This is a genomic window from Haloarcula sp. Atlit-120R (assembly GCF_003665885.1).
Lineage (GTDB): Archaea > Halobacteriota > Halobacteria > Halobacteriales > Haloarculaceae > Haloarcula > Haloarcula taiwanensis.
Window position 1 is genome coordinate 170,555 of record NZ_QPLN01000003.1, and the last position, 22,552, is coordinate 193,106.

The 22,552-nt window shown below is 62.1% G+C and carries 19 protein-coding genes; 9 read left to right on the forward strand and 10 right to left on the reverse strand.

Features of this window, described 5'->3' with window-relative positions:
• The first annotated feature begins 4 nt into the window (after positions 1 to 4).
• Entirely contained in the window at positions 5 to 928 is a 924-nt protein-coding gene (locus tag DVK01_RS12650) for an LLM class oxidoreductase (protein ID WP_101351738.1), read from the forward strand.
• A 111-nt stretch (positions 929 to 1,039) separates the two neighbouring features.
• On the opposite strand, the gene DVK01_RS12655 is transcribed toward DVK01_RS12650, so the two are convergent.
• Both DVK01_RS12655 and DVK01_RS12660 read right to left on the reverse strand, forming a co-directional pair.
• On the reverse strand, positions 1,040 to 1,411 hold the full coding sequence (locus tag DVK01_RS12655) for a cupin domain-containing protein (protein WP_101351739.1): 372 nt from the start codon (positions 1,409 to 1,411) through the stop codon (positions 1,040 to 1,042).
• Positions 1,412 to 1,615: 204 nt separating this feature from the next.
• Positions 1,616 to 2,218 (reverse strand): bifunctional 2-polyprenyl-6-hydroxyphenol methylase/3-demethylubiquinol 3-O-methyltransferase UbiG, encoded by a 603-nt coding sequence (locus DVK01_RS12660; RefSeq protein WP_121536979.1) that lies wholly within the window; start codon positions 2,216 to 2,218, stop codon positions 1,616 to 1,618.
• 522 nt (positions 2,219 to 2,740) lie between these two features.
• Between DVK01_RS12660 and DVK01_RS12670 the strand changes: the two genes are divergently transcribed.
• The 4 genes from DVK01_RS12670 to DVK01_RS12685 all read left to right on the forward strand — a co-directional run bounded on the left by DVK01_RS12670 (position 2,741) and on the right by DVK01_RS12685 (position 7,140).
• On the forward strand, positions 2,741 to 2,986 hold the full coding sequence (locus DVK01_RS12670) for a hypothetical protein (protein WP_121536981.1): 246 nt from the start codon (positions 2,741 to 2,743) through the stop codon (positions 2,984 to 2,986).
• A gap of 114 nt (positions 2,987 to 3,100) precedes the next feature.
• Positions 3,101 to 3,811 carry a metallophosphoesterase family protein gene (locus DVK01_RS12675; protein WP_121536983.1) on the forward strand — a complete coding sequence of 237 codons (711 nt, stop codon included), beginning with the start codon at positions 3,101 to 3,103 and terminating at the stop codon, positions 3,809 to 3,811.
• Between the two features lie 3 nt (positions 3,812 to 3,814).
• Positions 3,815 to 6,328: a polyphosphate kinase 1 gene (gene ppk1 / locus DVK01_RS12680; protein ID WP_121536985.1), complete on the forward strand. Its 2,514-nt coding sequence runs from the start codon at positions 3,815 to 3,817 to the stop codon at positions 6,326 to 6,328.
• A gap of 140 nt (positions 6,329 to 6,468) precedes the next feature.
• Positions 6,469 to 7,140 carry an AIM24 family protein gene (locus DVK01_RS12685; protein WP_101351744.1) on the forward strand — a complete coding sequence of 224 codons (672 nt, stop codon included), beginning with the start codon at positions 6,469 to 6,471 and terminating at the stop codon, positions 7,138 to 7,140.
• Positions 7,141 to 7,151: 11 nt separating this feature from the next.
• On the opposite strand, the gene DVK01_RS12690 is transcribed toward DVK01_RS12685, so the two are convergent.
• From DVK01_RS12690 to DVK01_RS12700, 3 genes are all read right to left on the reverse strand, one after another.
• Positions 7,152 to 7,820: a class I SAM-dependent methyltransferase gene (locus DVK01_RS12690; protein ID WP_121536987.1), complete on the reverse strand. Its 669-nt coding sequence runs from the start codon at positions 7,818 to 7,820 to the stop codon at positions 7,152 to 7,154.
• A gap of 75 nt (positions 7,821 to 7,895) precedes the next feature.
• Complete coding sequence (locus tag DVK01_RS12695; RefSeq protein ID WP_101351746.1) at positions 7,896 to 9,365, reverse strand: MATE family efflux transporter; 1,470 nt, start codon at positions 9,363 to 9,365, stop codon at positions 7,896 to 7,898.
• Positions 9,365 to 9,964, reverse strand: a complete 600-nt coding sequence (locus DVK01_RS12700) for a TetR/AcrR family transcriptional regulator (RefSeq protein ID WP_121536989.1) — start codon at positions 9,962 to 9,964, stop codon at positions 9,365 to 9,367. The genes DVK01_RS12695 and DVK01_RS12700 overlap by 1 nt, the downstream gene beginning before the upstream one ends.
• Before the next feature lie 179 nt (positions 9,965 to 10,143).
• Here DVK01_RS12700 and DVK01_RS12705 point away from each other — a divergent pair, with 179 nt between their 5' ends.
• Positions 10,144 to 10,734, forward strand: coding sequence for a TetR/AcrR family transcriptional regulator (locus tag DVK01_RS12705; protein ID WP_101351748.1), 591 nt, complete (start codon positions 10,144 to 10,146; stop codon positions 10,732 to 10,734).
• A gap of 203 nt (positions 10,735 to 10,937) precedes the next feature.
• Here DVK01_RS12705 and DVK01_RS12710 read toward each other — a convergent pair whose 3' ends face one another.
• A complete protein-coding gene (locus DVK01_RS12710; protein WP_101351749.1) occupies positions 10,938 to 11,216 on the reverse strand; it encodes a PRC-barrel domain-containing protein in 279 nt (92 codons plus the stop codon).
• 350 nt (positions 11,217 to 11,566) lie between these two features.
• On the opposite strand from DVK01_RS12710, the gene DVK01_RS12715 reads away from it, so the two are divergent.
• Positions 11,567 to 12,922, forward strand: coding sequence for a BGTF surface domain-containing protein (locus DVK01_RS12715; protein ID WP_342764904.1), 1,356 nt, complete (start codon positions 11,567 to 11,569; stop codon positions 12,920 to 12,922).
• 183 nt (positions 12,923 to 13,105) lie between these two features.
• Here DVK01_RS12715 and DVK01_RS12720 read toward each other — a convergent pair whose 3' ends face one another.
• Together DVK01_RS12720 and DVK01_RS12725 are read right to left on the reverse strand one after the other, a co-directional pair.
• Entirely contained in the window at positions 13,106 to 13,717 is a 612-nt protein-coding gene (locus tag DVK01_RS12720; RefSeq protein WP_101351751.1) for a helix-turn-helix domain-containing protein, read from the reverse strand.
• A 63-nt stretch (positions 13,718 to 13,780) separates the two neighbouring features.
• The gene (locus DVK01_RS12725; RefSeq protein ID WP_121536993.1) at positions 13,781 to 15,082 is read right to left on the reverse strand and encodes a S8 family serine peptidase; all 1,302 of its coding nucleotides are present in this window, start codon (positions 15,080 to 15,082) and stop codon (positions 13,781 to 13,783) included.
• 554 nt (positions 15,083 to 15,636) lie between these two features.
• Here DVK01_RS12725 and DVK01_RS12730 point away from each other — a divergent pair.
• Both DVK01_RS12730 and DVK01_RS12735 read left to right on the forward strand, forming a co-directional pair.
• A complete protein-coding gene (locus DVK01_RS12730; protein WP_121536995.1) occupies positions 15,637 to 16,488 on the forward strand; it encodes a type II CAAX prenyl endopeptidase Rce1 family protein in 852 nt (283 codons plus the stop codon).
• 238 nt (positions 16,489 to 16,726) lie between these two features.
• Complete coding sequence (locus tag DVK01_RS12735) at positions 16,727 to 17,458, forward strand: creatininase family protein (protein WP_121536997.1); 732 nt, start codon at positions 16,727 to 16,729, stop codon at positions 17,456 to 17,458.
• A 240-nt stretch (positions 17,459 to 17,698) separates the two neighbouring features.
• Here DVK01_RS12735 and fdhF read toward each other — a convergent pair whose 3' ends face one another.
• Complete coding sequence (gene fdhF / locus DVK01_RS12740) at positions 17,699 to 21,007, reverse strand: formate dehydrogenase subunit alpha (RefSeq protein WP_121536999.1); 3,309 nt, start codon at positions 21,005 to 21,007, stop codon at positions 17,699 to 17,701.
• On the reverse strand, positions 21,004 to 22,527 hold the full coding sequence (locus DVK01_RS12745) for an NADH-ubiquinone oxidoreductase-F iron-sulfur binding region domain-containing protein (RefSeq protein ID WP_121537001.1): 1,524 nt from the start codon (positions 22,525 to 22,527) through the stop codon (positions 21,004 to 21,006). Before DVK01_RS12745 ends, fdhF begins: the two co-directional genes overlap by 4 nt.
• Between the last annotated feature and the right edge of the window lie 25 nt (positions 22,528 to 22,552).

Consider the following 22,552-nt stretch of genomic DNA (forward strand, 5'->3'; position numbering starts at 1 on the left):
CCTGATGACTGCTGTGGACCACGCGAACGCCGGCTATCGCCGACTGTACGAGCAGGATGGACTCTCGTTCGGTCTCGGATTCCCGCTCACAGGCGAACAGGAGTCGACGCCGGATATCGACGCGGAACTCCGGCTCGCAAGCCACGCCGAAGCGGTTGGTTTCGACGCGCTCTGGGCACGAGATGTGCCGACGTACTGGCCGCGATTTGGGGACGCAGGCGGGGCCTTCGACCCATGGTCGCTGCTGTCTCACATCGGTGCTCACACTGAGTCGGTGGCGCTCGGTACCGCGAGTATCGTGCTCCCGCTTCGCCATCCCATCCACGTGGCGAAGTCGGCCGCATCTGTCGACCGGCTCTCCGACGGCCGTCTCGTGCTTGGTGTTGCCTCGGGCGACCGCGACCCGGAGTATCCGGCGTTCGGTGTCGACCCCGACAACCGGGGGCATCTCGTCCGCGAAAGCGTTGCCGCGCTTCGTGCCCTCTGGCGTGAGGAATACCCCACGCTCGACGGCTCCTGGGGCCACATCGACGGCGAACTGGATGTCCTCCCGAAGCCGACGACGGACACGCTCCCGGTCTTTCCGACCGGGAACGCCAGACAGTCCACGGAGTGGATTGCCGAGAACGGCGACGGCTGGATATTCTATCACCTCCCAGAGTCGACCCTGGAGTCGTATCTCGACACGTGGCGAAGTCACGCACCCGAGAAGCCGTTCACGATTGCCGTTCAGGTTGCGTTCGCTGCTGACCCGACGGCCGAACCCGAACCGCTCCATCTGGGATACCGGGCCGGCGTCGAATGGTTCCGGGAGTACTTCAGGCGGCTCAATGACTATGGCCTTGACCACGTTATCGTTGGCCTTCGAGCGGCGGAGCCACAGGCGGCGATAACGACGTTCGCCAGTGAAATCATCGATGAGTTGTGACGCATGCCGTCGATGCCGTTTCTGTGGACCCCGCGGCGGGTGACGCTGCCGTCGTTCCCACCGACTGGCGCATTCTGGTGGGGCGTCCATAGCACCACCCTCTGATCTGGCTTATGGGTCGAATTCGTTCTGCCTGAGCCCTCTCCGAACCGGTTCGTGCTCGGCGTCGCTCGGCGGCGGCGCGGTCACCAGCAACGCTTCCAGCCGACTGTCCACGTCCGCTTTGACGCCGCGGTCGGTATCAGCCTCGACGACTACCACGTCGCCCGGTTCGACTGTCCGATTCGTGTCCCCGTCACGAACGACACCGGTCCCGGACTGGACGTGTATCACTACGTCGCTCCCGGGCGCGTGGACCGGGATGAACTGTCCGGGTTCGAAGTAGCCACAGACGACTTTCAGTCGGTCACTGCGGAACACCTCGACGGCCGAAAACTGGTCGTCGTCGTAGTCCCGGACGGCGTCGAAGTCAGTCGCCGTCATCGCTCACTCTCCGTGCGTGGAGTTATGACTGACTGTGGACGCCTCGGTACACTGGTTCGATACAGTTCGTGCCGACTGGGGGGCCTCGCTTCCCTTCGCTGTGAGTCCATACGAGTGGGGTCGACCGCACCACGGAAAGTGTCGGTCCCGAACGGCTTCGTCCGCCCTGCGTCCGTGTCCTGTCGGCGGCGGTCGCTTCCCAACTCACTCCGCGATGTCTGGATACGACTGTCGACTGCCCTGTGTCTTTCTGGCGACCAGTTGCGCGGTGGCGGCAGTCGTTCCGTCCGTCGTCGTGGTCCGCTCGTCGTAGTGTAACACAGTCAATCCGAGTCCGGCCCTTAGTAGTTCGTTGGAAGCAAACCGGTATCGGTCCCCAGAGGGGCCGCCGTCCACGTCGTCGGTCGTCCGGAGGTGGTGCTGGATGAACAGACAGCCGCCGTCGGCCAGCCCCTCGATGATATCGGGGAGGCGGTCGACGGGGCGATAGAAGCTGACCGTGATGAGGTCGTACGTCGACGCCGGGTATGCGAACGACTCGAGGTCTGCCTGTATCCACTCGATATTGTCTTCGACGCCCGCGGCGTGTGCGTTTTCGCGGGCAATCTGTAGCCCCGCACGCGACTGGTCGACCGCATCGACGCGGTACCCGGCTGCTGCGACCGGCACCGCGTTCCGCCCAGTCCCGGTCGCGATGTCAAGTGCCCGACCCGGTGGCAAGGTCGGCAAGTATCGTTCTAACACCGGATGCGGGTCCGGGCGCTGCGGGTACGTGCCCGTTCGGTATCGCTCGTCCCAGGTCGGCATAGCTCTGCTACTTGTGGCCGAGACATGAAGCCTACGGGCTGTGGCACAGGCTCCGCCGAGACCCGCTTTCGAGCGCGTTACTCCCGACGGAGTTATCGGTACACCTGTGACTCAGCCGCAGGCGACCAGCTACGGCAGGGCAAACAGATGTGACCAGACGCGGCTACTCGTCGGTCGACGACGTCTCTTCACTCTGATCGGTGGTGGTAGTACCCACGAGTACTGGTTGCTGCAGGGCGACTTCTGTGGGCATACCGCGCCGGACGCACGCCGTCGGCCACGCTGGGTTCGTGACGCTGGGCCGCTCCCCGACGGCTAGCAAGACGTGACCGTCTCTGCTCTCGTTGCTGACTACGACTCATACTTCGACCCGGGCGAGGGCTGTCTGGCGTCTATCGTTGCCGAAATCGAGCGACGCGGCTCTGTTTTGCCTGCCGCTGGTAGAACTAAGTACGGCGGAAGCGTTGTGTGCTCTATGCGAATCCCAGTCCGATCAACGGTTTTGACACGCTGGAGCGGGCTATGACTCTCTTCACAGCTGTTGTCGTCTTCGTGGTGGGGCTGCTCTCAGGCATCGTCGTCCGGTTGATTGCCGGCCTCGCCGCGGCGTTCGCGCTCGTTCTGGTACTGTTGGGGGCGACCACGCCGGATATCGGGCTGGTAAACTTCGTGCTCGAACAGTACTATCAGGGTAACGAACTGCTGTTTCTAGCCGGGTTACTGTTCGGACTGGACGCCGAAAACACAAAAGATGCTGTTGAGGGGTAATCGGTCAGTTTCTCAGCAGGTAGCGGGCATATATTCGCTCCCGTACAGCTATATAGACAACATATAAAGTACCTATACCAGATTCACTGACGTACCACCAACGGCTCCATATAGATGGTCGCATCACCGACGTTTCACCCGGATCTCGACGCATCACACCAGCGAATCAACAGCGATGAATGGGAGGAAATCTACGTTGTCGGCGACATCCACGGCTGCCGCCCGGCGCTCGAACGACTCCTGAACCGGCTGGACCCCACTACGGACGAACTCGTCGTCTTTGTCGGTGACCTCGTTCGAAAAGGTCCGGACAGCGCCGGTGTCATCGATATCGTCCGGCAAACGCCGAACTTCCGTACGGTTCGAGGAAACAACGAACAGAAACTCATCGACGGCCGCAAATCGATACCGTCGCTGACTGACGACGACCTCTCGTGGATCGCCTCGCTCCCGGCGGCGATATCGTGGGACGATTCGCTGGTGGTCCACGGCGGCGTCGACCATCGCAAGCCCATCGCGGAACACGAACTGACCGAACTGCTGAACATGCGGTCTCTTGTCCCCGACGGGAGCTACGACCGCCCGTACTGGTTCGAAACGCGCCGTGACCGTCCTCGCATATTTTTCGGTCACACGGTGCTTTCCGAGCCGTTCGAGACACCCAACGCGGTCGGTCTCGACACCGGGTGCGTGTACGGCGGGCAACTGACGGCGTACCAGTGTTCCACAGGCGACTTCATAACTGTCGACCCAGAAACAACTCACGAAGACCGCTCGGCCGACAGTATTGTCGATCCGGAACGCGCCCCACCCACGTCTGTGTAATCCATGGACCCAGATTCAGGACTGAATGTTCCTGCCTACGAGCCGGCGGATGTCGATCTGACCGACTCGTCGTTGTATCTCAACCGTGAACTGAGTGCGCTCGCCTTCCAGCGGCGCGTGCTTCACGAGGCACTGGACGAACGGAATCCGCTGCTGGAACGGGTCAGATTCCTTGCCATCGTCACCCGCAACCTCGACGAATTCACGATGAAACGTATCGGCGGCCTCAAACAACAGATAGAGGCCGACGTTACCGAGACAGCGCCGGACGGGCGGACGCCACGAGAGCAATGGGAGGAAGTCCACGAGACGCTCCGACCGATGCTTGCGACGCAGGCCCGTTGCTACCGCGATGCGATTCGCCCCGCGCTTGCCGCGGAAGGCATCGAAATTCTGGATTACGATGACGCGACTGCCGCGGAGCAGTCGGAGCTGCGCACCTACTTCGAGGAGTCTGTGCTACCGACACTGACCCCGCTTTCGTTCGACCCGGCGCACCCGTTCCCGTTTATTTCAAACCGGTCGCTGTCACTCGCTGTTCTCACCAGACAGCCAAACGCCGAGGACCCGACGTTCACCCGGATCAAGATTCCGCCGAACAGACCCCGTCTGGTCCAGCTTGGGGACGAAACGCGGTACGTCCCACTCGAAGAGGTCATCCGCGCGAACCTCGATTTGCTGTTACCAAACGTCGAAATCGTCGACACGGCTCTGTTCCGACTGACTCGCAACGCGGAGGTCCGCCGAAATCAGGAAATCGCTGAGGACCTCATTGATATGGTCGAGGATGTCATCGAACAGCGGCGTTTCGCGTCGGTCGTCAGAATGGAGATCTCCGAAGACGCGGACTCCCGGATTCGCTCGACGCTCGCCACACAACTCGGTCTCGACGAACGCGAAATCTACGACCTCCCGGGACCGCTGGACTACCGAGATTTCGCTGAGCTGACCGACCTCGACCGGCCGGACCTCTCGCTCGACGAGTGGACGCCACAGCCCCATCCTCGGCTTGACAGCCACCGACAGCAACCGAGCAACGCGTCCGAGTCGACTGGTGCGAGCGTGTTCAGCCGTATTCGCGACGGGGATATCCTGCTGCATCATCCGTACCACGACTTTACCGACACCGTCCAGCGATTCCTCTCGGAAGCGGCAGAGGACCCCGATGTTCTGGCAGTGAAAGCGGCTATCTACCGGACGGCAAGCGACTCACAGATAATCCAGTCGCTGATAACGGCCGCCGAAAACGGGAAACAGGTCGCGGTGATGGTCGAATTGAAGGCCCGCTTCGACGAACAGAACAACCTCGAATGGGTGCGGAAACTTGAGGAAAACGGTATCCACGTCGCCTACGGGACGGTTGGTCTGAAAACACACACGAAGACTGCGCTCGTGGTTCGCGAGGAAGATGACGGCGTCCAGCTGTACTCTCACATCGGGACCGGGAACTACCACTCAGAAACCGCGAAGGGCTACGTCGACCTCGGGCTGTTGACTGCTGACCGGGATATCGGCCGCGACCTGACCAAAGTGTTCAATTTCTTCACTGGCCCGTCGCTGGACGAGGAGTTTCGAGAACTCCTCATCGCGCCGGTAACGATGCGCCGGGAGTTCACCCGGTGTATCCGCCGGGAGGCCCAGCACGCGCAGGCCGGTCGCCCTGCTCGTATTGTCGCAAAGGTCAACGGCCTCGAAGACCCTGCCATCGTTGCCGAACTGTACCGCGCATCGATGGCCGGCGTCGACATCGACCTCATCGTCCGCGACATCTGTCGCCTCCGACCCGGACTGGAGGGCATTAGCGAAAACGTCTCTGTCTACTCGCTCGTGGGCCGCTTTCTGGAACATTCCCGTATCTTCTATTTCGAGAACGGCGCACGGGCCGAGCCAGGCCCGGAAGACGACTGGGGCGAGCCGGAATACTACATCGGCAGTGCCGACTGGATGACTCGCAATCTCGATTACCGTGTCGAAGCCGTCACACCTGTCGCGAATCCCGAAATCCAGCGACAGCTCCGCTTCAATCTCGAACTCGTTCTCGCGGATAACCGCAAGCTGTGGGAGATGGATAGCGACGGCGAGTACCACCAGCGCTATCCGGCTGACGGCGAGCGCGTGATAAGCGCACAGGACATCCTGATGCGCGAAGCGCTGAAGGCCGGTCGCTCAGAGGACCACGCTGCCGGGATGCCCGGTGACTACCCACTGTCCAGCGACCTCTGTATCGCAGGCGACAGCACTCGACAGACGGCGGCGGAAACGCCGTCTGAATCTGAAGTCGAAACCGAGGGTCAGTACGCGGCCACCAGTGACGAGACACCCGGCCGCGAACCGTCTGAAGTCACAGATGGTGGGGAGACCGACCAGATACTCTCGAAGTACGGCGACCGGTGGTACGTCCCGGACAGCGTCGTGTACGACTACGCTGTCCGGACGCCCGATGGCGAGCGGCGCTATCTCAAAACCAAAGCTGGCGTTACTGACCTCCTCAAACGTCTGTATAGCGATACGGAATAGCTATTCGGATATACCGCTATTCGGCTCCGCCCCTCTCGAGTGTTGTCTGCCCACATCTATGTGGTACCTCTTCGCACAAAATGCGTTTTAATCTTTCAGGAAGCCTATGAGTCTGGCCTATTCAGTGTCTCGACGTAGCTATGGATCTACAGGAATTCGTCCGCTCCAACGCCCCTGCAGACGGCGGCGATGGGTTCCAGAAAGAGAACAACAGGCTGCTCGATATCCCGCTTGACGGCACAGTGATGGTCAAAGCCGGATCGATGGTCGCGTACACCGGTGAGGTCACGTTCACCGGCAAGTCCTCGGCGGAGGGCGGTATCACGGGTTTTGTCAAGGAGGCCGTGAGCGGTGAAGGGACGCCGGTCATGGAAGCCGAGGGGAGCGGGCACCTCTACGTAGCCGAGAACGGCAAGAAGGTACAGGTGCTGACCCTCGATGACGGAGAATCGATATCGGTCAACGGCACTGACGTGCTCGCGTTCGAATCAACTGTCGACTACGAAATCAACACTGTCGGCAGTCTCTCTGGCATGGCTGCCGGCGGCCTGACGAACGTCTACCTCACCGGGCCCGGCGAGGTCGCGCTGACGACACACGGCGACCCGCTGGTGATGACACCGCCGGTGTTCACCGACCCTGACGCGACCGTCGCGTGGAGTTCGAACCTCTCGCCGTCTATCGAGATGAACAAGACGTTCGAAATCGGACAGACCTCCGGGGAATCGATACAGATGGAGTTCACCGGCGACGACGGGTTCGTCGTTATCCAGCCGAACGAGGAGGGGTCTGTCACACAGAGCCAGAGTTAATCGCCGCCGAGTTACTCCGCCGGAGACACCGAGCGCTTGCGGAGCCGTCCCCGAACAAACGGGCGGACCGGTGTGACACCGAGATTGAGCCGCTCGATTTCGACGACATCGAACGACTGGGCCGCGGCGAGTCGCGACCCCGTCTGCCGGGTGAGATGACAACCGCCAGCGAGTCGTTTCCAGAGCGGTGCGAGGGCCGACTGTATCCGGGCGCGCCATCCGTCGTCGATGACGTGCTCGAAAAACCGCAGTTCGCCGCCGGGCTTGAGTACACGGGTCATTTCGCTCATCGCGGATTCGATGTCCGGAATCGTACAGAACACCATTGAGGCGATGACGACGTCGAACGTGCCCTCGTCGTACGGGAGGGCTTCTGCTGGTGCCGACTCGATACGAATCGGCGTGGCCAGCGCGTTTGCCTTCTCCTCTGCCTGCCGCCGCATGTGCGGGTCCGGCTCGATAGCGTGAAACGCTGTCGAGTCGGTCGCAATCCGATCGAAATATGGAAACATCGCGCCGGTTCCCGCGCCGAGGTCCAGCACTGTGCCATCCATATTCGCCACCAGGTACTCACGATGTGGCCGTAAGAGCGTCCGCTCAACGAGCGCCGTGACAGGGTCGTAGATAGCCGCGAACAGCGGAGATGAGGGGCCTTGGTTGGGATTCGATTCTGCGGGCATAGCAGCAGTAACGCTTGCCCCCCTGAAAGCATTGGTTCACTTGCGCGGTGTCACACGGCCTGTCGTCTCTGACTGTCAGTCTCCGTCCGCTGATATCTCCATGCCTGCCTCGTCAATATCCACCTTGGCTTCGGTGAGGTTGCTGTCTTGCCACGTCCCGCGCCGATACCAGCCGTAGGCGATGAGCGCCCCTGCGACGTTCGAGACAGCGAACGACAGCCAGATGCCGGATTCACCCATCGGGGCCGCGGCGAACCACGCGATCGGGAAGCGGATGACGCCGAGCATCACCACCGATATCGCTGCGGCGGTGAGCGTCCTTCCGGCACCGCGGAAGCTTCCGGTGTAGGCCCGCATAATCCCGATAAACCCGAAGGACAGCGCAACGTAGCGGAGGAACTGCGTCGTGATATCGACGACCTCGGCGTCCGTCGTAAACAGGTCTGCTATCGGTGCGGCAGTGAACCAAACGAGAACGCCAGCCAGGGTGAGCACACCGAACAGCACCGTCGCCGCGAGGCCGGCCGCTTTCGCTGCCCGGTTCGGTTTATCGGCCCCCATGTTCTGCCCGGTCATCGTCTCAACGCCACGAGCAACTGCGATCGCCGGCAGGAAAACGACCGAGAACACGCGCGTTCCGATGCCGTAGGCGGCGACGACCGTGTCCGGGAACATCGCGACGATGACAAGCAGCAGGTTCATCGATAGCGCCCGGCCCGTCCCCTCGATGGACGCGGGCAGACCGATGCGAACGAGGCGGCGGAGATACGAGAGGTCCGGAGCCATATCGCGGAGGTGAATCTGGACGCCGCGGTTCCCTCGAAACATGATCGCCAGCCCCACAACCAGCGCCAGCGCCCGTGAAAAAACGGTCGCAATAGCGGCCCCTTCGATGCCCAGTTCGGGGAACGAAATCGTCCCGACGAGCGGCGCGTTCTCGACGACTGTCCAGCCGAATATCAGAAACGGGTCGATGATGATGTTGAGCACGACCGAACCGAACATGACGAGCATCGGCGTTATCGTGTCCCCATAGCCCCGCATGAGCGCGACGAAGACGAAGAAGCCGAACATGAACAGCAGGCCGAGTGAGATGACCTCCATGTAACTGGTCGCCATGGGGAGAACGTCTGCGGACGCCCCCATCAGACTCAGAAACGTATCGACGCCAAGATAGCCCGCGATGCCGAGAACGAACGAGACGATGACGGCAAACGTGACCGTCTGTGAGGCGGCGTACTCGGCGTCGCGCTCCTCGCCCGCGCCGGTGAACTGCGCGACGAGGACGCTGCCGGCGACGGATATCCCCATCCCAAGCGAGATGAGGAGGAACACCATCGGGAACGCGAAGCTAATCGCCGCCAGCGCGTCCGTGCTGTACTGGCCGAGCCAGAACGTGTCTGCGAGGTTGTACGCGGTCTGGAAGAGATTAGTAATCACAATCGGCATCGAGAGGAAGAACAGCGGCTTCCCGATGCCACCCGACGTGAGATCGAACTCCTCGGGGCCCTTGAATAGGGCACTAACGCGACTTCGAACACCCATCAGCGGGTCGCCTCCACTGGCGTCTCCGCTCGGAAATCGGTCTCAACGCATCGCGTAATTGCCTCGCTGAATTGGTCTATCGAGCGGTCCGTAGCGACGTGTCGAGCATGCGCTCCGGTAATCCCGGTCACGAGGAACTGCGCTGTGACGGCCGGCTCGACCGCGCTATCGAACTCACCGGTTTCGATGCCAGCCGCGATGATTTCACGGAACCGGTCGAAGAGAACGGCATCGAACTTGGCGAGCTGTGTCCGGAAGGCGTCGTTGTACGGGGCCTGTGCCTTTATTTCGAGTATTGCCGTTCTGAACTCCTGACCGGGCGTCTGTCGCTCATCAGTGAGAACTGTATCCAACAGCGAGTCGAGTTCTTCCCGCGGTGTACTCCCGTCCACGTCAAGTATCCTTGCAGTGTACCGCTCGCACAAGAAATCCAGAAACTCCCCACAGAGGTTCTCTCTGCTGTCGTAGTAGTAGTGAACCGTCGCTTTGCTCCGGTCTGCCTCGGCAGCGATGTCTTTGACCGTGAGCGCGGCACACCCGTGCTGGCAGAGGGCGCGGAACGTCGCCCCAAGAATCTCGGTAGCTGTATCGTCATCCATGGCGGCTGTGATTGAGCTTACTAACCGATTAGTCAAAAACGCTGTGATGCCAGAAAATGGAGATATAAACAACTCTCAGGGACAGAAAAGGGACAATCAGATTAACTAGTTAATAATCCATCCGCGCAATAGTATGCGGGTCACAACGGTTATCCAACCTTAGGAGAAACCGGTACACAATGGTTGGACCATCGGACCGGACCTTCTCGGACCAGACCGAGGAGATAATGCAAGCGACCTACCGCGCGCTGCGTGAGCACGGCTACGCTGACCTCACAATAAAACGGATCGCGGACGAGTACGGCAAATCGACGGCTGCAGTGCACTACTACTACGACACGAAAGACGACCTGCTGGCGGCCTTTCTCGATTATCTGCTGGAGCAGTTCGTTGATTCGATTCACGATGTCGAGACGACGGACCCCGAAGCACGACTGGACATCTTGCTTGATGAATTACTGGTCAAACTCCAAGAAAACCCCGACCTCTCGGTCGCACTGCTAGAAATGCGGAGTCAAGCACCGTACAAGGAAGCGTTCAGCGACCGGTTCCGCCAGAACGACGAGTATATTCGGTACCTGCTCAAGGCGGTCATCAACCACGGCATCGACGAGGGTGTATTCAACGATGTCGACGCGGAACACGTTACCCGTTCGCTGCTGACGATCATCGACGGTGCCCGGACCCGCGCGGTGATGCTGGATGACACTGCGGAACTCGAAACGGCCCGACAGACGGCGGGTGAGTACGCTGACGCGATGTTACGGTGACCTGTCGCCTGTCTCACCGATGCCAGTCGCTACGTATCGAAGTCGCTGACTGCCCATTCTATAGAATCACAGCACAGAGCGTATCGAACTCGCAAAATCAACTCTAAGTCCCGTAGGCACGCCTCCCCATCAGCCAACGACAGTTGAATACAGTCGGCTAACACTGCATTCGTTCCGGACTGTTTAAACAGTTGACGGGTTGCCTACGAGTCCACAGTCCCGCTACCTGCGACACCCTGTTGTGCAGGCGGCTGAATGGTCAGGTGGTCCCGCATCGATTCGATGAGGGATGCTGGTAATCGAACATCCCCGTCAGGATCCCGCTCAACGCCGAATATCTCCTGCACGTCGCTGTCGATGACGATCGATTGAAGCTCTCCCGTGGCCGTGTCGACGGTAATGTTTTGCAGTGTGCCGACTTCGCGGCCATCGGTACTCACGACCCGGACGTTGGAGAGCTGGTTTGCGAGGACCGTTCGCATACTAGTCAACAATACCGAAATTACCATAAAAATACTGAATCTATCAGAACTTTCCGCGTCCTGCCGTCTCATAGTACAAAACTAGTGTGTCTGTGAATATCACGCAAATTATCGCCGCCGAGGAGCCGTCAGAAATAGTACTATTCGTATCAGGACGGCCTCGATGGGCTACCGGTCCGGACCGGCACTGCCGAATTCAACGCGAGTTTAAGCTATCGAAGGCAGTTTTTCAATCCCCTCATAATTGCTAACCGTATGCCAGCGAATTGCCCTCCACCTGCGATGCGGTACTGTTGGCAGCATCGCTTTCAAACGTACGCAGAGATGCTCAGACCTCGGGAGGTGATTCTGTGAGCGTTCGGTCGGTAGCGTTGGCCGCGATGCTTATTGCCGTGGCGGCGACGGGTCCAGGCCTTACCGCTGCGGAGCAGCAAGCCACGGTCTCAGAGGACAGCCTGCCGCTGTACGCCGACGAACAACAGGTGGTCACCGGGGAGACCACGCTGGAATCCGGGACGGAGATGACGGTCAGACTTGTGTCGGAAGATGCGTCGTCCCCGTTTCTTAAACAAAGAGAGGTCAGCGTGCAGCCCAACGGGACGTTCGTCGCCCAGTTCGACATGTCTAACGTGCCGGCGAACACGTCCTACGAACTCTCTGCCCATGTCGACGGCGATACGCTGTTTGAACGGACTGGAACCGTCGCTGAGTGCGACGGCAACTGCACCGACCCGGTACCGGACATCCAGACTCCGACAGAGACTGACTCCGACGACAAGGTCGTCACGGTCCCCCAGGGTGGTACAGCCGAAATTCCGATCTCGATGAGTGACGGCGGCGACAAAACGCTCTCCGTCGGCAGTGAGGCGGTCAATTATCAGATCAACGCGACTGTTAGTGATGAGGATGATGACGGTGAAGTGCTGGTTCTCTTCGACACCGCGGCCGCCGGCACAGACTCAGAGACCCTCAGTGTCGCGGACGACGGCGACTCGCTCACCGTAACTGCGACAGAGCCTGACCTCTCGTCGACGCTTGCTCCCGCAGCGTACACCTATCGCGTGTTCGAGAGCCGAGAAACCGACGCCACGCCAACCACCGGGACCCTCCTCATCGAAGCAAACGAGACGGCAACCGAAGAGTTCGAGGTCGAGGAGACTGCCGAATTCGGCTTCGAGGAGTCGGTATCGAACGTTCAGCAGGGCGACACCGGTCGGATTTCAATCGTTCTCACAAGCGCTGACGCGGCCACTATCTCTATTGGCAGCCCGGCCAGCAACTACGAGATTAACGCGACCGTCCGCGACGGGAACGGGGATGATCGTGTCGGTCTCCTGTTTGACACTACGGCGGCCGGACACGACGAACCCACTCTCGAAACCGCGGCGGATGCCGATGCCGTGGCGGTCGAGTCGGGTTCGGAGGTCGCCCTTTACTCGCAACTCGCTGCAACCGACTACGACCTGTCGCTGTACCGTGGGACTGACGCGACCGGCCAGCCCGACGCAATCGGAACGCTGGTGGTTACCGATGGCGCCAACTCGTCTACGGACGCGGCCTCCGATGGGGTTAATTCAGTTACCGGTGACACGGCCGCACAGCAGTCACAGGACGGGGACTTCGAAATCGGTGCCGGCGCTATCGCCGTCGGCGGCGTCCTCGCCATCGCCGGCGTGGGGCTGTGCTTGCGGTCCATCATGAACTGACGCCGCAACAGTCGTCTCCCCGTCTGATTTTGAAACGATATCGAGACTGTCCGAGGCGACGTTTCTGGTCGGACGTTCGCTCCCACTGAAATGACTCTGACAGCAGTGCCGGTGAGCTATGGGTCCCTGCGCTCAAACCGACCACAGCGGGAGTGGATTTCTTACGACACAGTTCGCCCAGAGTTATTTGTCAGCCAGTACCGCAGCGATACCGAGAACGGTGAGACAGAGACAGAAAAACAGCACGCCCGGCTCGACGACTTCGAAAACGAACCATGCGAGCGTGCTGGTTCCACCGACTGGCCCTGCATTCGGACTTGCCGGAGCCAAAACCTCGGCTCCGGCGGTTGTGTCTGCCAGTCGTTCTGCACCCCACTGGACGAAAAGACTCGCAAAGCCGATTAGTCCTATCCCCGTGACGACATTGCTCATCGACTGCTGGATGCGCGGCGCTAGGTCACGGTCACCGACCAGTACAATCGGGTCGCTCGCGGGACCGTATACGGTCATTTCGTTACCCTTCGACGAATACACCGTTTCGACCGGCTCGATGAGGTCTGCGTCTTCGAGGTTCGAGACGTGGTAGTGGACGTTCTGAACCGACGTGTCACACCGGTCCGCTATCTCCGACGGCGTTCCGGGGTCGTCGTACAGCGTACGGAACAGCGACCGGCTGGTGTCCGAGGCGAGCGCATCGAGTACGTCGTCGGTTTCGTTCTCTGCAACATCGAGTACTCGCGGTGACTCGTCAGCTGTACCGGTCCGCTCCTGTATTCTTTCGATGAGGCTCGACATAACGCCACTATCGGATATATGACACGGGACGCTCAAAGGCCTGTGGCTGGGTTAAAACGATATTTAACCGTCAGTGCGGTTCTGTGCAGTTCGGACTGCACGAACTGGACGGACCGCCCCGTGGCCGGTTTCGTTGTCGAGTCCCGGCTGTCCCACGTCTCTGGCGGTCCGTTCCAGTAGGCGTTCTGTTTCGTGGGGCGTTAACGACTTGTTTGCCTCAAGCAGTAGGGCCGCTGTCCCGCCGACGTATGGGACTGCGGCCGAAGAGCCGACAAAGCCGTCAGGTGCGGCGGCGGCGAACTTCCTGTCTGGGGCCACGATGTCGACACCGGTCCGCTCGTCGACCGTCGGGCCTCGGGAACTGAACGGTTCGAGCTGCTCGACTCGGCTGTTGTATGCCCCGACAGTAATCGCTTTGCGGGCCGTCCCCGGAGCGACGATGCTGTTTCGAGTAGACGCGTGCTGGAGCTCGTGCGTCGGTGAAACGAGCCGCAACCGTGCACCAGTCGGCGATGCCGGCCCGCGAATCGCGAGATAGTAGTCGCCGGGTCTGACATCAGCAACGATTCGTTCGTTTGGTACGTCGTCGCCGCGGTAGGGCTGTGAGCGCGCGACGAGACGGGCGTCGGTGCCGTTCGTTCGATACAGTTCGACCGTGTAATCCTCGTCTGTGTGGGCCTGTTCCCACGAGAGCCAGACCGCGATTTTGGTCCCACCTCGGATGTAATTCTGTCTGCTCCCGTTGGTAAACGCGACCGTCTGATTCTGGACGGTATCGACGGCGTACTGCCCTGACCAGTGGGATTCCGCGAGATTACCGGCCGGGGCGATGAACACTGTCCCACGCTCCGTCGCTTGGGTCGCGCTCCGAGCGACGGGGCCGGTTCCATCGCCCGGCTGTCCGTAGAACGAAACAGGTGCGACGACCACATCGACGTCCTCTCGGACCAGCCAGTCGACTGCCTGCTGATAACTGTCGACACTGTCGACCCGGGCGAGATACAGGTCTGCGTCCGGTGCGGTCCGTGACACGACGACAGCTGTCGCGGTCCCATGGGCCTCGCCGGTCTCGTCTGCCGGACCGGCACCGAAGGCCCGCGTCTCGGCGACGTGCCCGGCGATCGCTTTCGACTCCGTATCAAATCCAGTTGGGTCGACAATCCCGACCGAGACGTTCGAACCCGTGACACCGGCCGCGTGGAGCTCGGTGAACTGGCCGGCGGAACCGTTTGCCATCGATACTGACTTGAGACCTCCCCTATCCGGACGGGCGTCCGTCGGCCCTGTTACTGCGAGAACTGCGATGCTACCAGTGAGCGACGCGATTGCGACGACGGCCAACAGCAGTACAGTCAGATCACGCACCGCGGACCACCTGTCGCGATAGTACCGCCGGCACGTGGAGCGCCGGGCGCTTAGGGAACACTGGTACAGTATCGAGCGCCGTACGGAACTGCTCGGCTACTCGGTGCGACATATCACAGCACACGTCGGCTGTGACAACAGACAGACGAAAATTCATACAGAACAAGTCTAACCGGTGTACACGTCGTTTCATGATTGCGTTCGGTCTGTGGTGTGGCTCCAAACTGGACTCCAAACGCACTGTGAGTCGCGCAATTGACAACGGGGTCGACGGGCTATGTCCGTTGTCGTGTGGACAACCGGATTGGACGGATTCCGATCCTCGGAAACCGATAGGGGGGAGGGCGCTGGCAGCCGGGACCAGTCGCAGGCGGTCGCCGGCGTCTGATCCGTTGAGCGGGAGCATACTAAAGCTATCAGAGACTAAAAACCAGTTTTAAACGTCAGCCTCACAGGCCGCGACCAATTCACACGTTGAACAGTTATGCTCGACGAATTCGCACCGGAATCCGAGATAGAAGTTCATTTTGGCTCGGCCATCAGATGCCGACCTGATGTTGCGCCCTGATACTGGCCTGCCGAGCTTCAGCGGCGGGCCGTTGATTCCCGTTGCAACGTACTTCCTTGTGATTACCGTCCTCGCCGGACTGGTGACCATCTCCCCCGGCGCATCGCCGCCCCCTATCTTGGGAATGATGTGGGGTGTCGGTCTCGTTGCACTCACGGCCGGTGCGCTCAGTATCGAGTCCGTCTCACCGCGCTCTCTGTTCCCGCCTGTTCGCACATTCGGTCCCGCCATTGGAGTCGTCGCCGCGTTCTGGGGACTGTACAACCTTGTTGCGCTCGCCCTCGCACTGGGTGGCGTCTCCGGGTTCGAAGCCTCACTGTCGAGAACCGCTGCCCACCCGCTGCTGTATCTCGCAGCGCTTTTCAGTTCGCTTCTGTTCACCGCTATCCCGGAAGAATTTCTCTTCCGTGCGTACCTGCAACAGAAATTCACAAGGCTGGTCGGCGGGACGACTGTGCGCGCGGTGCTGTCTGGCATCGGCCTCGCCGCGGCCCTGTTCGCCCTGTTTCACCTCCCGCGGTGGTTCCTCGCATCGGGGCACGGTGTTAGCTCGGCGCTCGCAGGCAGACTCATCGGATTGACGCTCATGGGGCTGGCCTACGGGAGCGTGTACGCATTGACGGGCAACCTCTGGCTCGTCGCCCTGTTCCATGCCTCGATGAATCACCCGCCCCTTCTCGTCACAGTGACTTTCCCACCCGAGCTACATCTGGGAGTCAGTGTGCTCGAAAACACTGTCATGGTTTCGCTGGTCTACCTGACTCTCCGTCTGTCGGGGTACGATAGCACACCACTTACCGAGGCACAGAGAGAGCTGTCTGCGTCGTCTGGGGAGTAGATCCCCCGGGCGTTTTGGGGTCTCTGCATGTGGTCCTGCCGGCTCTTCATGCGTCGGGCGGACCGCTGATGATAGCCATCGGAATCGAACCCGAGCCCTGATAGCCGTGCTACCACAACATCTGTGACAACACCTATTAACGCCGTGTCCGGATGTCAACCGGATACGCAAGTCGGCTGCCCGGCTGGACCACCCTCTGAGAGAATGGCTTTATTCCGCCCCGAGTAGAGATGTGACCATGGAACTGCAGACGGAGACCTGGACTGATGTGGCGGATGTGGAGACGAATCTGGCGCTGCTTCCTGTCGGGAGTACAGAACAACACGGGCCACACGCCCCGCTCGGAACGGACACGCTCGACGCCGAGGCGGTGGCCGAACGTAGTGCCGAGCGCTACGACAACCCAGTCGTCGTCGCACCGGCAGTTCCCGTCGGTGTCGCCGAGGAGCATCGGGCCTTTTCAGGGACGCTATGGACCTCCGAATCGACGTTCCGGTCCTACGTCCGGGACATCGTCGGGAGCCTCGCCAGCCACGGCTGGGACCGCGTGGTGCTGGTCAACGGCCACGGCGGCAACATCGACGCATTGCGTGAAGTGTCGGGTCGGATAACCCGCCACGACGAGGCCTTCGCTGTCCCGTTCACGTGGTTCAACGCGGTCGGCGACCACAGCGCCGACATGGGCCACGGTGGACCGCTGGAAACCTCGCTGCTCCAGCACACGAACCCGGAGACTGTCCACGAGGATCGGCTGGACCAGGCCGCAGACGGCGGCAGCGACCGCTGGGGAGAGTGGCAAAGCGGCGTCAATCTCGCGTTCGATTCCGACGAGTTCACGGAGAACGGCGTCGTCGGCGACCCGCGCGAGGGCAGCGCCGGCCGCGGGGAGACGCTGCTGGAACTGGCCACAGAGTCGCTCGTCGACCTCCTTGACGAAATCGCGGACCGACCTGTTGGACCGCGTGAGTAAGTGGTGAGGCAAAAGAAAATAAACTCTCTTAAAGTAACACTATCTGGACACACATCAAAACATTCCTTGCTTATTTACTTAGCAAATATCGGTACTGGGTTTACTACAGGACAAATTATATTCAAAAGAAGAATATAGAACCAGATACGGACTAAGTACTATTGTATTTGCCGCACCTGTCGGGGGATGTCACAACACCACGCACATCTCAATGTGTTGGCTGCAAGCAGCCGCGCCGCCTCAGTCGTCGCCAGCGCCTCGCTTCCGGACCTGTTTTCCGCCGGCATCTGGCGTCCGAAGCACCGTCTCGTCCGTCTCCGGCCCCAGCACTTCCACCCGCACGCTCGACACTTTGTACTCGGGGATGCCGGCGGTCGGGTCGAACGTCTCCCCGGTGAGCTTGTTGACCGCCCCCGCCGCGAAGTGCATCGGGATGAACAGCGTCCCCGGGCCGACGCGGTCGGTGACCTGGGCCTTGACGACGATGTCGCCCCGGCGGGACTCGACGCGGACGTATTCGCCGTCAGCGATTCTGAGCTTATCGGCCGTCTCGGGATGCACCTCGACGAAGCTCTCGCCGACGTGGCTCATCAGCCCCTCGACGCGGCGGGTGATCTGGCCCGTGTGCCAGTGATACAGCACCCGCCCGGAGGTGAGCGTCAGCGGGTACTCCTCGTCCGGTATCTCGCCGGGGTGGCCGCCGTCCGCCGGGACGAAGCGGGCCTTCCCGTCCTCGAAGTTGAAGTTCCCCTCCTCGTAATCGTAGAGGTATGGCGTGCCCTCGTGGTCCTCGTCCCAGCAGGGCCACTGCAGGCCGTGTTTCTCGCCGGATTCGAGCCGGTCGTACGTCACGCCGCCGTAGATGGGCGCGAGCGAGTTGATCTCGTCCATGACCTCCCGCGGGTGGTCGTAGTCCCAGTCGTAGCCGAGCCGACGGGCCAAGGCCTGCGTGATTTCCCAGTCCTGACGGGCCTTGCCCGGTGGCTCGGACGTGGGACGGACCCGCTGGATGCGCCGCTCCGTATTGGTGAACGTGCCGTGTTTCTCCGGTGAGGTGGCCGCCGGCAACACCACGTCGGCGTACTCCGCCGTCTCGGTCATGAAGATGTCCTGGACGACGAGGAACTCCATGTCCTCCAGCGCTTCGGCGGCGTGCTGGATGTCCGGTTCGGAGAGCGCGGGGTTCTCGCCGACGACGTACATCCCGCGGAGGTTCCCCGCGTGGGCCTCGGCGAGCATCTCCGGCACTTTCAGTCCGGGTTCCTCGGGCGGTCGCTCGCCCCACGCGTCGGCGAACTTCTCGCCGACCTCGTCGTCGGCCGGGTTCTGATAGCCCGGGAGACTCCCCGGCAGCGTGCCCATGTCGCCACCGCCGCCCTGCACGTTGTTCTGGCCGCGGAACGGTGAGAGCCCGGCCCCCGGCTTGCCGACCTGACCAAGCACGAGCGCGAGGTCGGCCATCGCGATGAGGTTCTCCGTGCCGTGGCTCTGCTGGGTCATCCCCATCGCCCAGCCGAACACGACGCTGTCGGCCGCGGCGAGCGTCTCAGCCGCCGAGGCGAGTTCCTCCGGCGACACGCCCGCCAGTTCCTCGACTTTCTCGGGGGTAAAGGCCTGGACTTTCTCCCTGACCTCCTCGAAGTTCTTCGTGTTGCGCTCGATGAAGTCCTCGTCGTGGAGGTCGTTCTCGATGATGTAGCGAATCAGGCCGTTGAGCCAGGCCACGTCGTAGCCGGGGTTGGTTCGGGTGTACTGGTCGGCGTGTTCGGCGATGCCGACCTTCCGCGGGTCGAACACGACGAGGTCGGCCCCGTCGCGGACGTTCTGCTTGATGCGCGTGGCGAGCACAGGATGAGACTCCGTGGTGTTGGAGCCGCTGATGAGGTAGGCGTCGGCCTCGCCGATGTCCTCGTTGATGCGGTTGGTCATCGCGCCGTAGCCCAGCGTCTGCTGGAGCGCGGCGACCGTCGAGGAGTGACAGAGGCGCGCGCAGTTGTCGATGTTCTTCGTGCCAAGCACCTGCCGGGCGAACTTCTGGACGAGGTACGCCTCCTCGTTGCTCCCCTTCGAGGAGGCCAGACAGCCCAGCGCGTCGATGCCGTGGTCGTCCTGAATCTCGGTGAAGCGCTCGGCGACGTAGTCGAGGGCTTCGTCCCAGCTCGTGGGTTCGAGTTCGCCGTCGTCGTTGCGAACCAGCGGCTCGGTGACCCGCCGCTCGCTGTTGGCGAACTCGTGGCCGAACTTCCCTTTCACGCAGGTCGAGAAGTTGTTCGCGGGCGCGTCGTCGGGGTCCTCAACCGGGACGACCCCGAGCGAGTCGCCGTCCTTGCCCCACATCTCGAACCGGCAACCGACGGCACAGAACCCACAGGTGGTCTCTTCCTTGTCTATTTTCGAGAGGCGGTAATCGCTGACCGCGCTGGCGATGTCGAACAGGCGGCCCTCGGGCATCGTGTTCGCCGCGATGCTCTCGGCGGTGTGTTCGCCGGCGAGGAAGGCTTTCTTCCCGTAGTCCTTGGCGATGTCGCCGGCCCGGCGCTTGGCCTGCGAGGCGAACTTGGCGAGGCCTGTCTTCTCTTCTGCTCTCGGGTCGCCGGGCTCGAACCCGCGGTTGGGGGCGGTGGTGTCGTCGATGGTCTCGGCGTCCTCGTGTTCGATGACGGTCCCGATGGAGTTGCGCTGGGTGAAGCCCGGCAGCGGGAGCGTCGCCGCGCCGTCGATGCCCTTCTCGGTCAGCGAGCCGGTGGGACAGACCGTCGCGCAGTGGCCACAGGAGACACACTCGGAGTCGTGCATCGTCTCGGCGTCGGACTGGAAGCCGATGCGGGTGTCCTCGCCGTGGCCCTCGATTCGGAGGACGCCCTCGACCTGCACGTCGTTGCAGGCGTCGACACAGCGGTTACAGAGGATACATTTGTTGCGGTCTATCTGGATGAACGAGGAGGTGTCGTCGATGGGTTCGTACTGGTCGCGCTCGTCGAAGACGCCATACCGGGGGTGATCGACGCCCTCGCTGATGGCGGCGTCCTGCAGCTCACAGCGGCCGTTGCCGTTGCAGGTGGTACACCGGAGGTTGTGGTTCGACAGCACGAGGTCGAGGTTGACGCTGCGGGCCTCCTCGGCGTCTGGAGTGTCCGTCGAGACGGTGAGGCCGTCTTCGGCGGGGAACGAACACGACGGGACGAGGCCGTGTTGCTCGGTCTCGACCATGCAGGTGCGACACTCGCTGCGCGGGCCGATTTCGTCGCTGCAGTCGCCGTCGCGGTCGTAGTAACACAGCGCCGGCACGTCCGCGTCGTCTTCGACGCCCTCGGCACCGGGGTCGACGCTGACGACCTCGTCGTCGAGGTCCTGTAAGGCGTCGATGATGGTCGAGCCGGGGTCGACAGTGACCGGCTCGCCGTCGACGGTGAGCGTCGTCGGCTCGTCCGCGTCGGTCCCCACGTCGGGGTCGTTGGCGGTTCCGGTCTCGAACTCGCGGGTGACTGGCGTCTCCGGCTGTGGGTCGTGTAGGTCGGGCACTCGTGGAATCGATCTGTCTGTGCTCATAGTTTCTCCGTGCAGGTGCCGCTGGGACAGCGGCCGTTCGTGTGGGCGCGGAACTCGGGTTCGAACTCGTCGATGGCGGTGGTCACCGGCCGCGGCGCGTGTGCGCCGGTCTGGCAGTTGCTCGATTGCCGCATCACCCGGCCCAGTTCGCGTATTTTGTCGCTCTCGAAGGAACCATCGTACACGTCACGCAGGAGTTCAGCGAGCTGTTTTGTCCCCTCGCGACCGGGGACACACCGGCCGCTGTTCTCCGTTGACGCGAACCGGGCCCGCTTCCCGACCGTTTCGACAGCACATCGGTCGGTGTCGAACAGCTCGACGACGCCGTCGGTTCCGAGCCCGGCCGTCCGTAGCGACTGGGCAGTCGGCGGGACATCGAGGTTCCGGGTGATGCCACCGAGGACGCCGCCGACGCAGGCCATCTTGAACGAGCCGTCCATCTCGACTGCCTCGCGGGCCGCCGAGAGGCTGGCGCTGGACCCGAGTTCGACCGTCGCCGGTGCGGCCACGTCGCCGGTGACGGTCATGAGCCGCGTCCCGGGGTCCGCGGCGTCGGCGTCGAGGCCTCCGGGGTCGGCGACGGCCCGCTGGACCTGCGCGACCGTCCGCGGGGTGTGGACGACCGTTGGGCGGCCGTACAGCCCGTGTTTGGCTGGCGATGGCGGCTGGAGCCGCGGCTCGATGCGGTCGGCCCCTTCCAGCGCTTCGAGCGCCGCAGTCGGTTCGCCGGCGCGGAACTCGTCCGGGCCGGCCACCAGTTGCGGAACGACTGGCAGCGTGTCGGCGACCGCGTCTATGGCCTCTCTAAGGTCCGCTTGCAAGGCCGTCTGCGCTTCGTTTACGTAGATGACAGCGTCCTCGGCGGCTACGTGCTCGGCGACCGCCGCGATACCGTCGAGGACCGCCATTGGTGCGCCAGAGAGGAGGGTGCCGTCGCCCGTCGGGAGGCCGCTGGCGTCGTTGGCGTTGCAGACGACCACCGGGTCACCGTCGGCTGTGCTGGCTGTTTCCCACGTCTCGGCAATCGGTTCATCGGCGGCGGCGTCCCCGCGGCCTCGGCCCAGCAGCCCGGCTCCCGCTGCAGCGTCGGCGGTCTGCTCAGTCGAGACGAACGACCAGTCGGCCGGGTCCAGCGGGGCGACCCAGCCACAGGGCCCCAGCACGTCACGGCGGCCGACAGAGAGCGGCCCCCGCTCCGGGACGGGAAGCGACGTCGTATCGGGGTCGTGTTCGGTGACCGCGTCTGCGGCAGCTGTCGGTACTGTCCCCGCTTCCAGTTCATCGACGAGGTCGCGGACGGTCGCTGGCGACGGGTCGCCGTAGAAGGCTGTTTGCCCGTCACTCGTAATCATCACCAGCGGTGTGGCCGCTGTGATGCCCGTCGGCCCCGTCCTGACGACCGGGACCGAGTCCGCCGCCGCCCGTGCCGCGGAGCGAACCCGGTTCCCGCTCTGTGACTGGCTCTCCGCCGACACGCGGACGACGGTCGAATGAGCGAGGGCCGTGGTTTCCTGTGTCATACTCTGTGCGTCGTGCTGAACGACT

What these genes read in the sequence shown, in the direction of transcription:
- DVK01_RS12650 (WP_101351738.1), top strand. Translation starts at nt 5, where the DNA reads ATGACTGCTGTGGACCACGCGAACGCCGGCTATCGCCGACTGTACGAG.
- DVK01_RS12655 (WP_101351739.1), bottom strand. Translation starts at nt 1,411, where the DNA reads ATGACGGCGACTGACTTCGACGCCGTCCGGGACTACGACGACGACCAG.
- DVK01_RS12660 (WP_121536979.1), bottom strand. Translation starts at nt 2,218, where the DNA reads ATGCCGACCTGGGACGAGCGATACCGAACGGGCACGTACCCGCAGCGC.
- DVK01_RS12670 (WP_121536981.1), top strand. Translation starts at nt 2,741, where the DNA reads ATGACTCTCTTCACAGCTGTTGTCGTCTTCGTGGTGGGGCTGCTCTCA.
- DVK01_RS12675 (WP_121536983.1), top strand. Translation starts at nt 3,101, where the DNA reads ATGGTCGCATCACCGACGTTTCACCCGGATCTCGACGCATCACACCAG.
- ppk1 (WP_121536985.1), top strand. Translation starts at nt 3,815, where the DNA reads ATGGACCCAGATTCAGGACTGAATGTTCCTGCCTACGAGCCGGCGGAT.
- DVK01_RS12685 (WP_101351744.1), top strand. Translation starts at nt 6,469, where the DNA reads ATGGATCTACAGGAATTCGTCCGCTCCAACGCCCCTGCAGACGGCGGC.
- DVK01_RS12690 (WP_121536987.1), bottom strand. Translation starts at nt 7,820, where the DNA reads ATGCCCGCAGAATCGAATCCCAACCAAGGCCCCTCATCTCCGCTGTTC.
- DVK01_RS12695 (WP_101351746.1), bottom strand. Translation starts at nt 9,365, where the DNA reads ATGGGTGTTCGAAGTCGCGTTAGTGCCCTATTCAAGGGCCCCGAGGAG.
- DVK01_RS12700 (WP_121536989.1), bottom strand. Translation starts at nt 9,964, where the DNA reads ATGGATGACGATACAGCTACCGAGATTCTTGGGGCGACGTTCCGCGCC.
- DVK01_RS12705 (WP_101351748.1), top strand. Translation starts at nt 10,144, where the DNA reads ATGGTTGGACCATCGGACCGGACCTTCTCGGACCAGACCGAGGAGATA.
- DVK01_RS12710 (WP_101351749.1), bottom strand. Translation starts at nt 11,216, where the DNA reads ATGCGAACGGTCCTCGCAAACCAGCTCTCCAACGTCCGGGTCGTGAGT.
- DVK01_RS12720 (WP_101351751.1), bottom strand. Translation starts at nt 13,717, where the DNA reads ATGTCGAGCCTCATCGAAAGAATACAGGAGCGGACCGGTACAGCTGAC.
- DVK01_RS12730 (WP_121536995.1), top strand. Translation starts at nt 15,637, where the DNA reads ATGTTGCGCCCTGATACTGGCCTGCCGAGCTTCAGCGGCGGGCCGTTG.
- DVK01_RS12735 (WP_121536997.1), top strand. Translation starts at nt 16,727, where the DNA reads ATGGAACTGCAGACGGAGACCTGGACTGATGTGGCGGATGTGGAGACG.
- fdhF (WP_121536999.1), bottom strand. Translation starts at nt 21,007, where the DNA reads ATGAGCACAGACAGATCGATTCCACGAGTGCCCGACCTACACGACCCA.
- DVK01_RS12745 (WP_121537001.1), bottom strand. Translation starts at nt 22,527, where the DNA reads ATGACACAGGAAACCACGGCCCTCGCTCATTCGACCGTCGTCCGCGTG.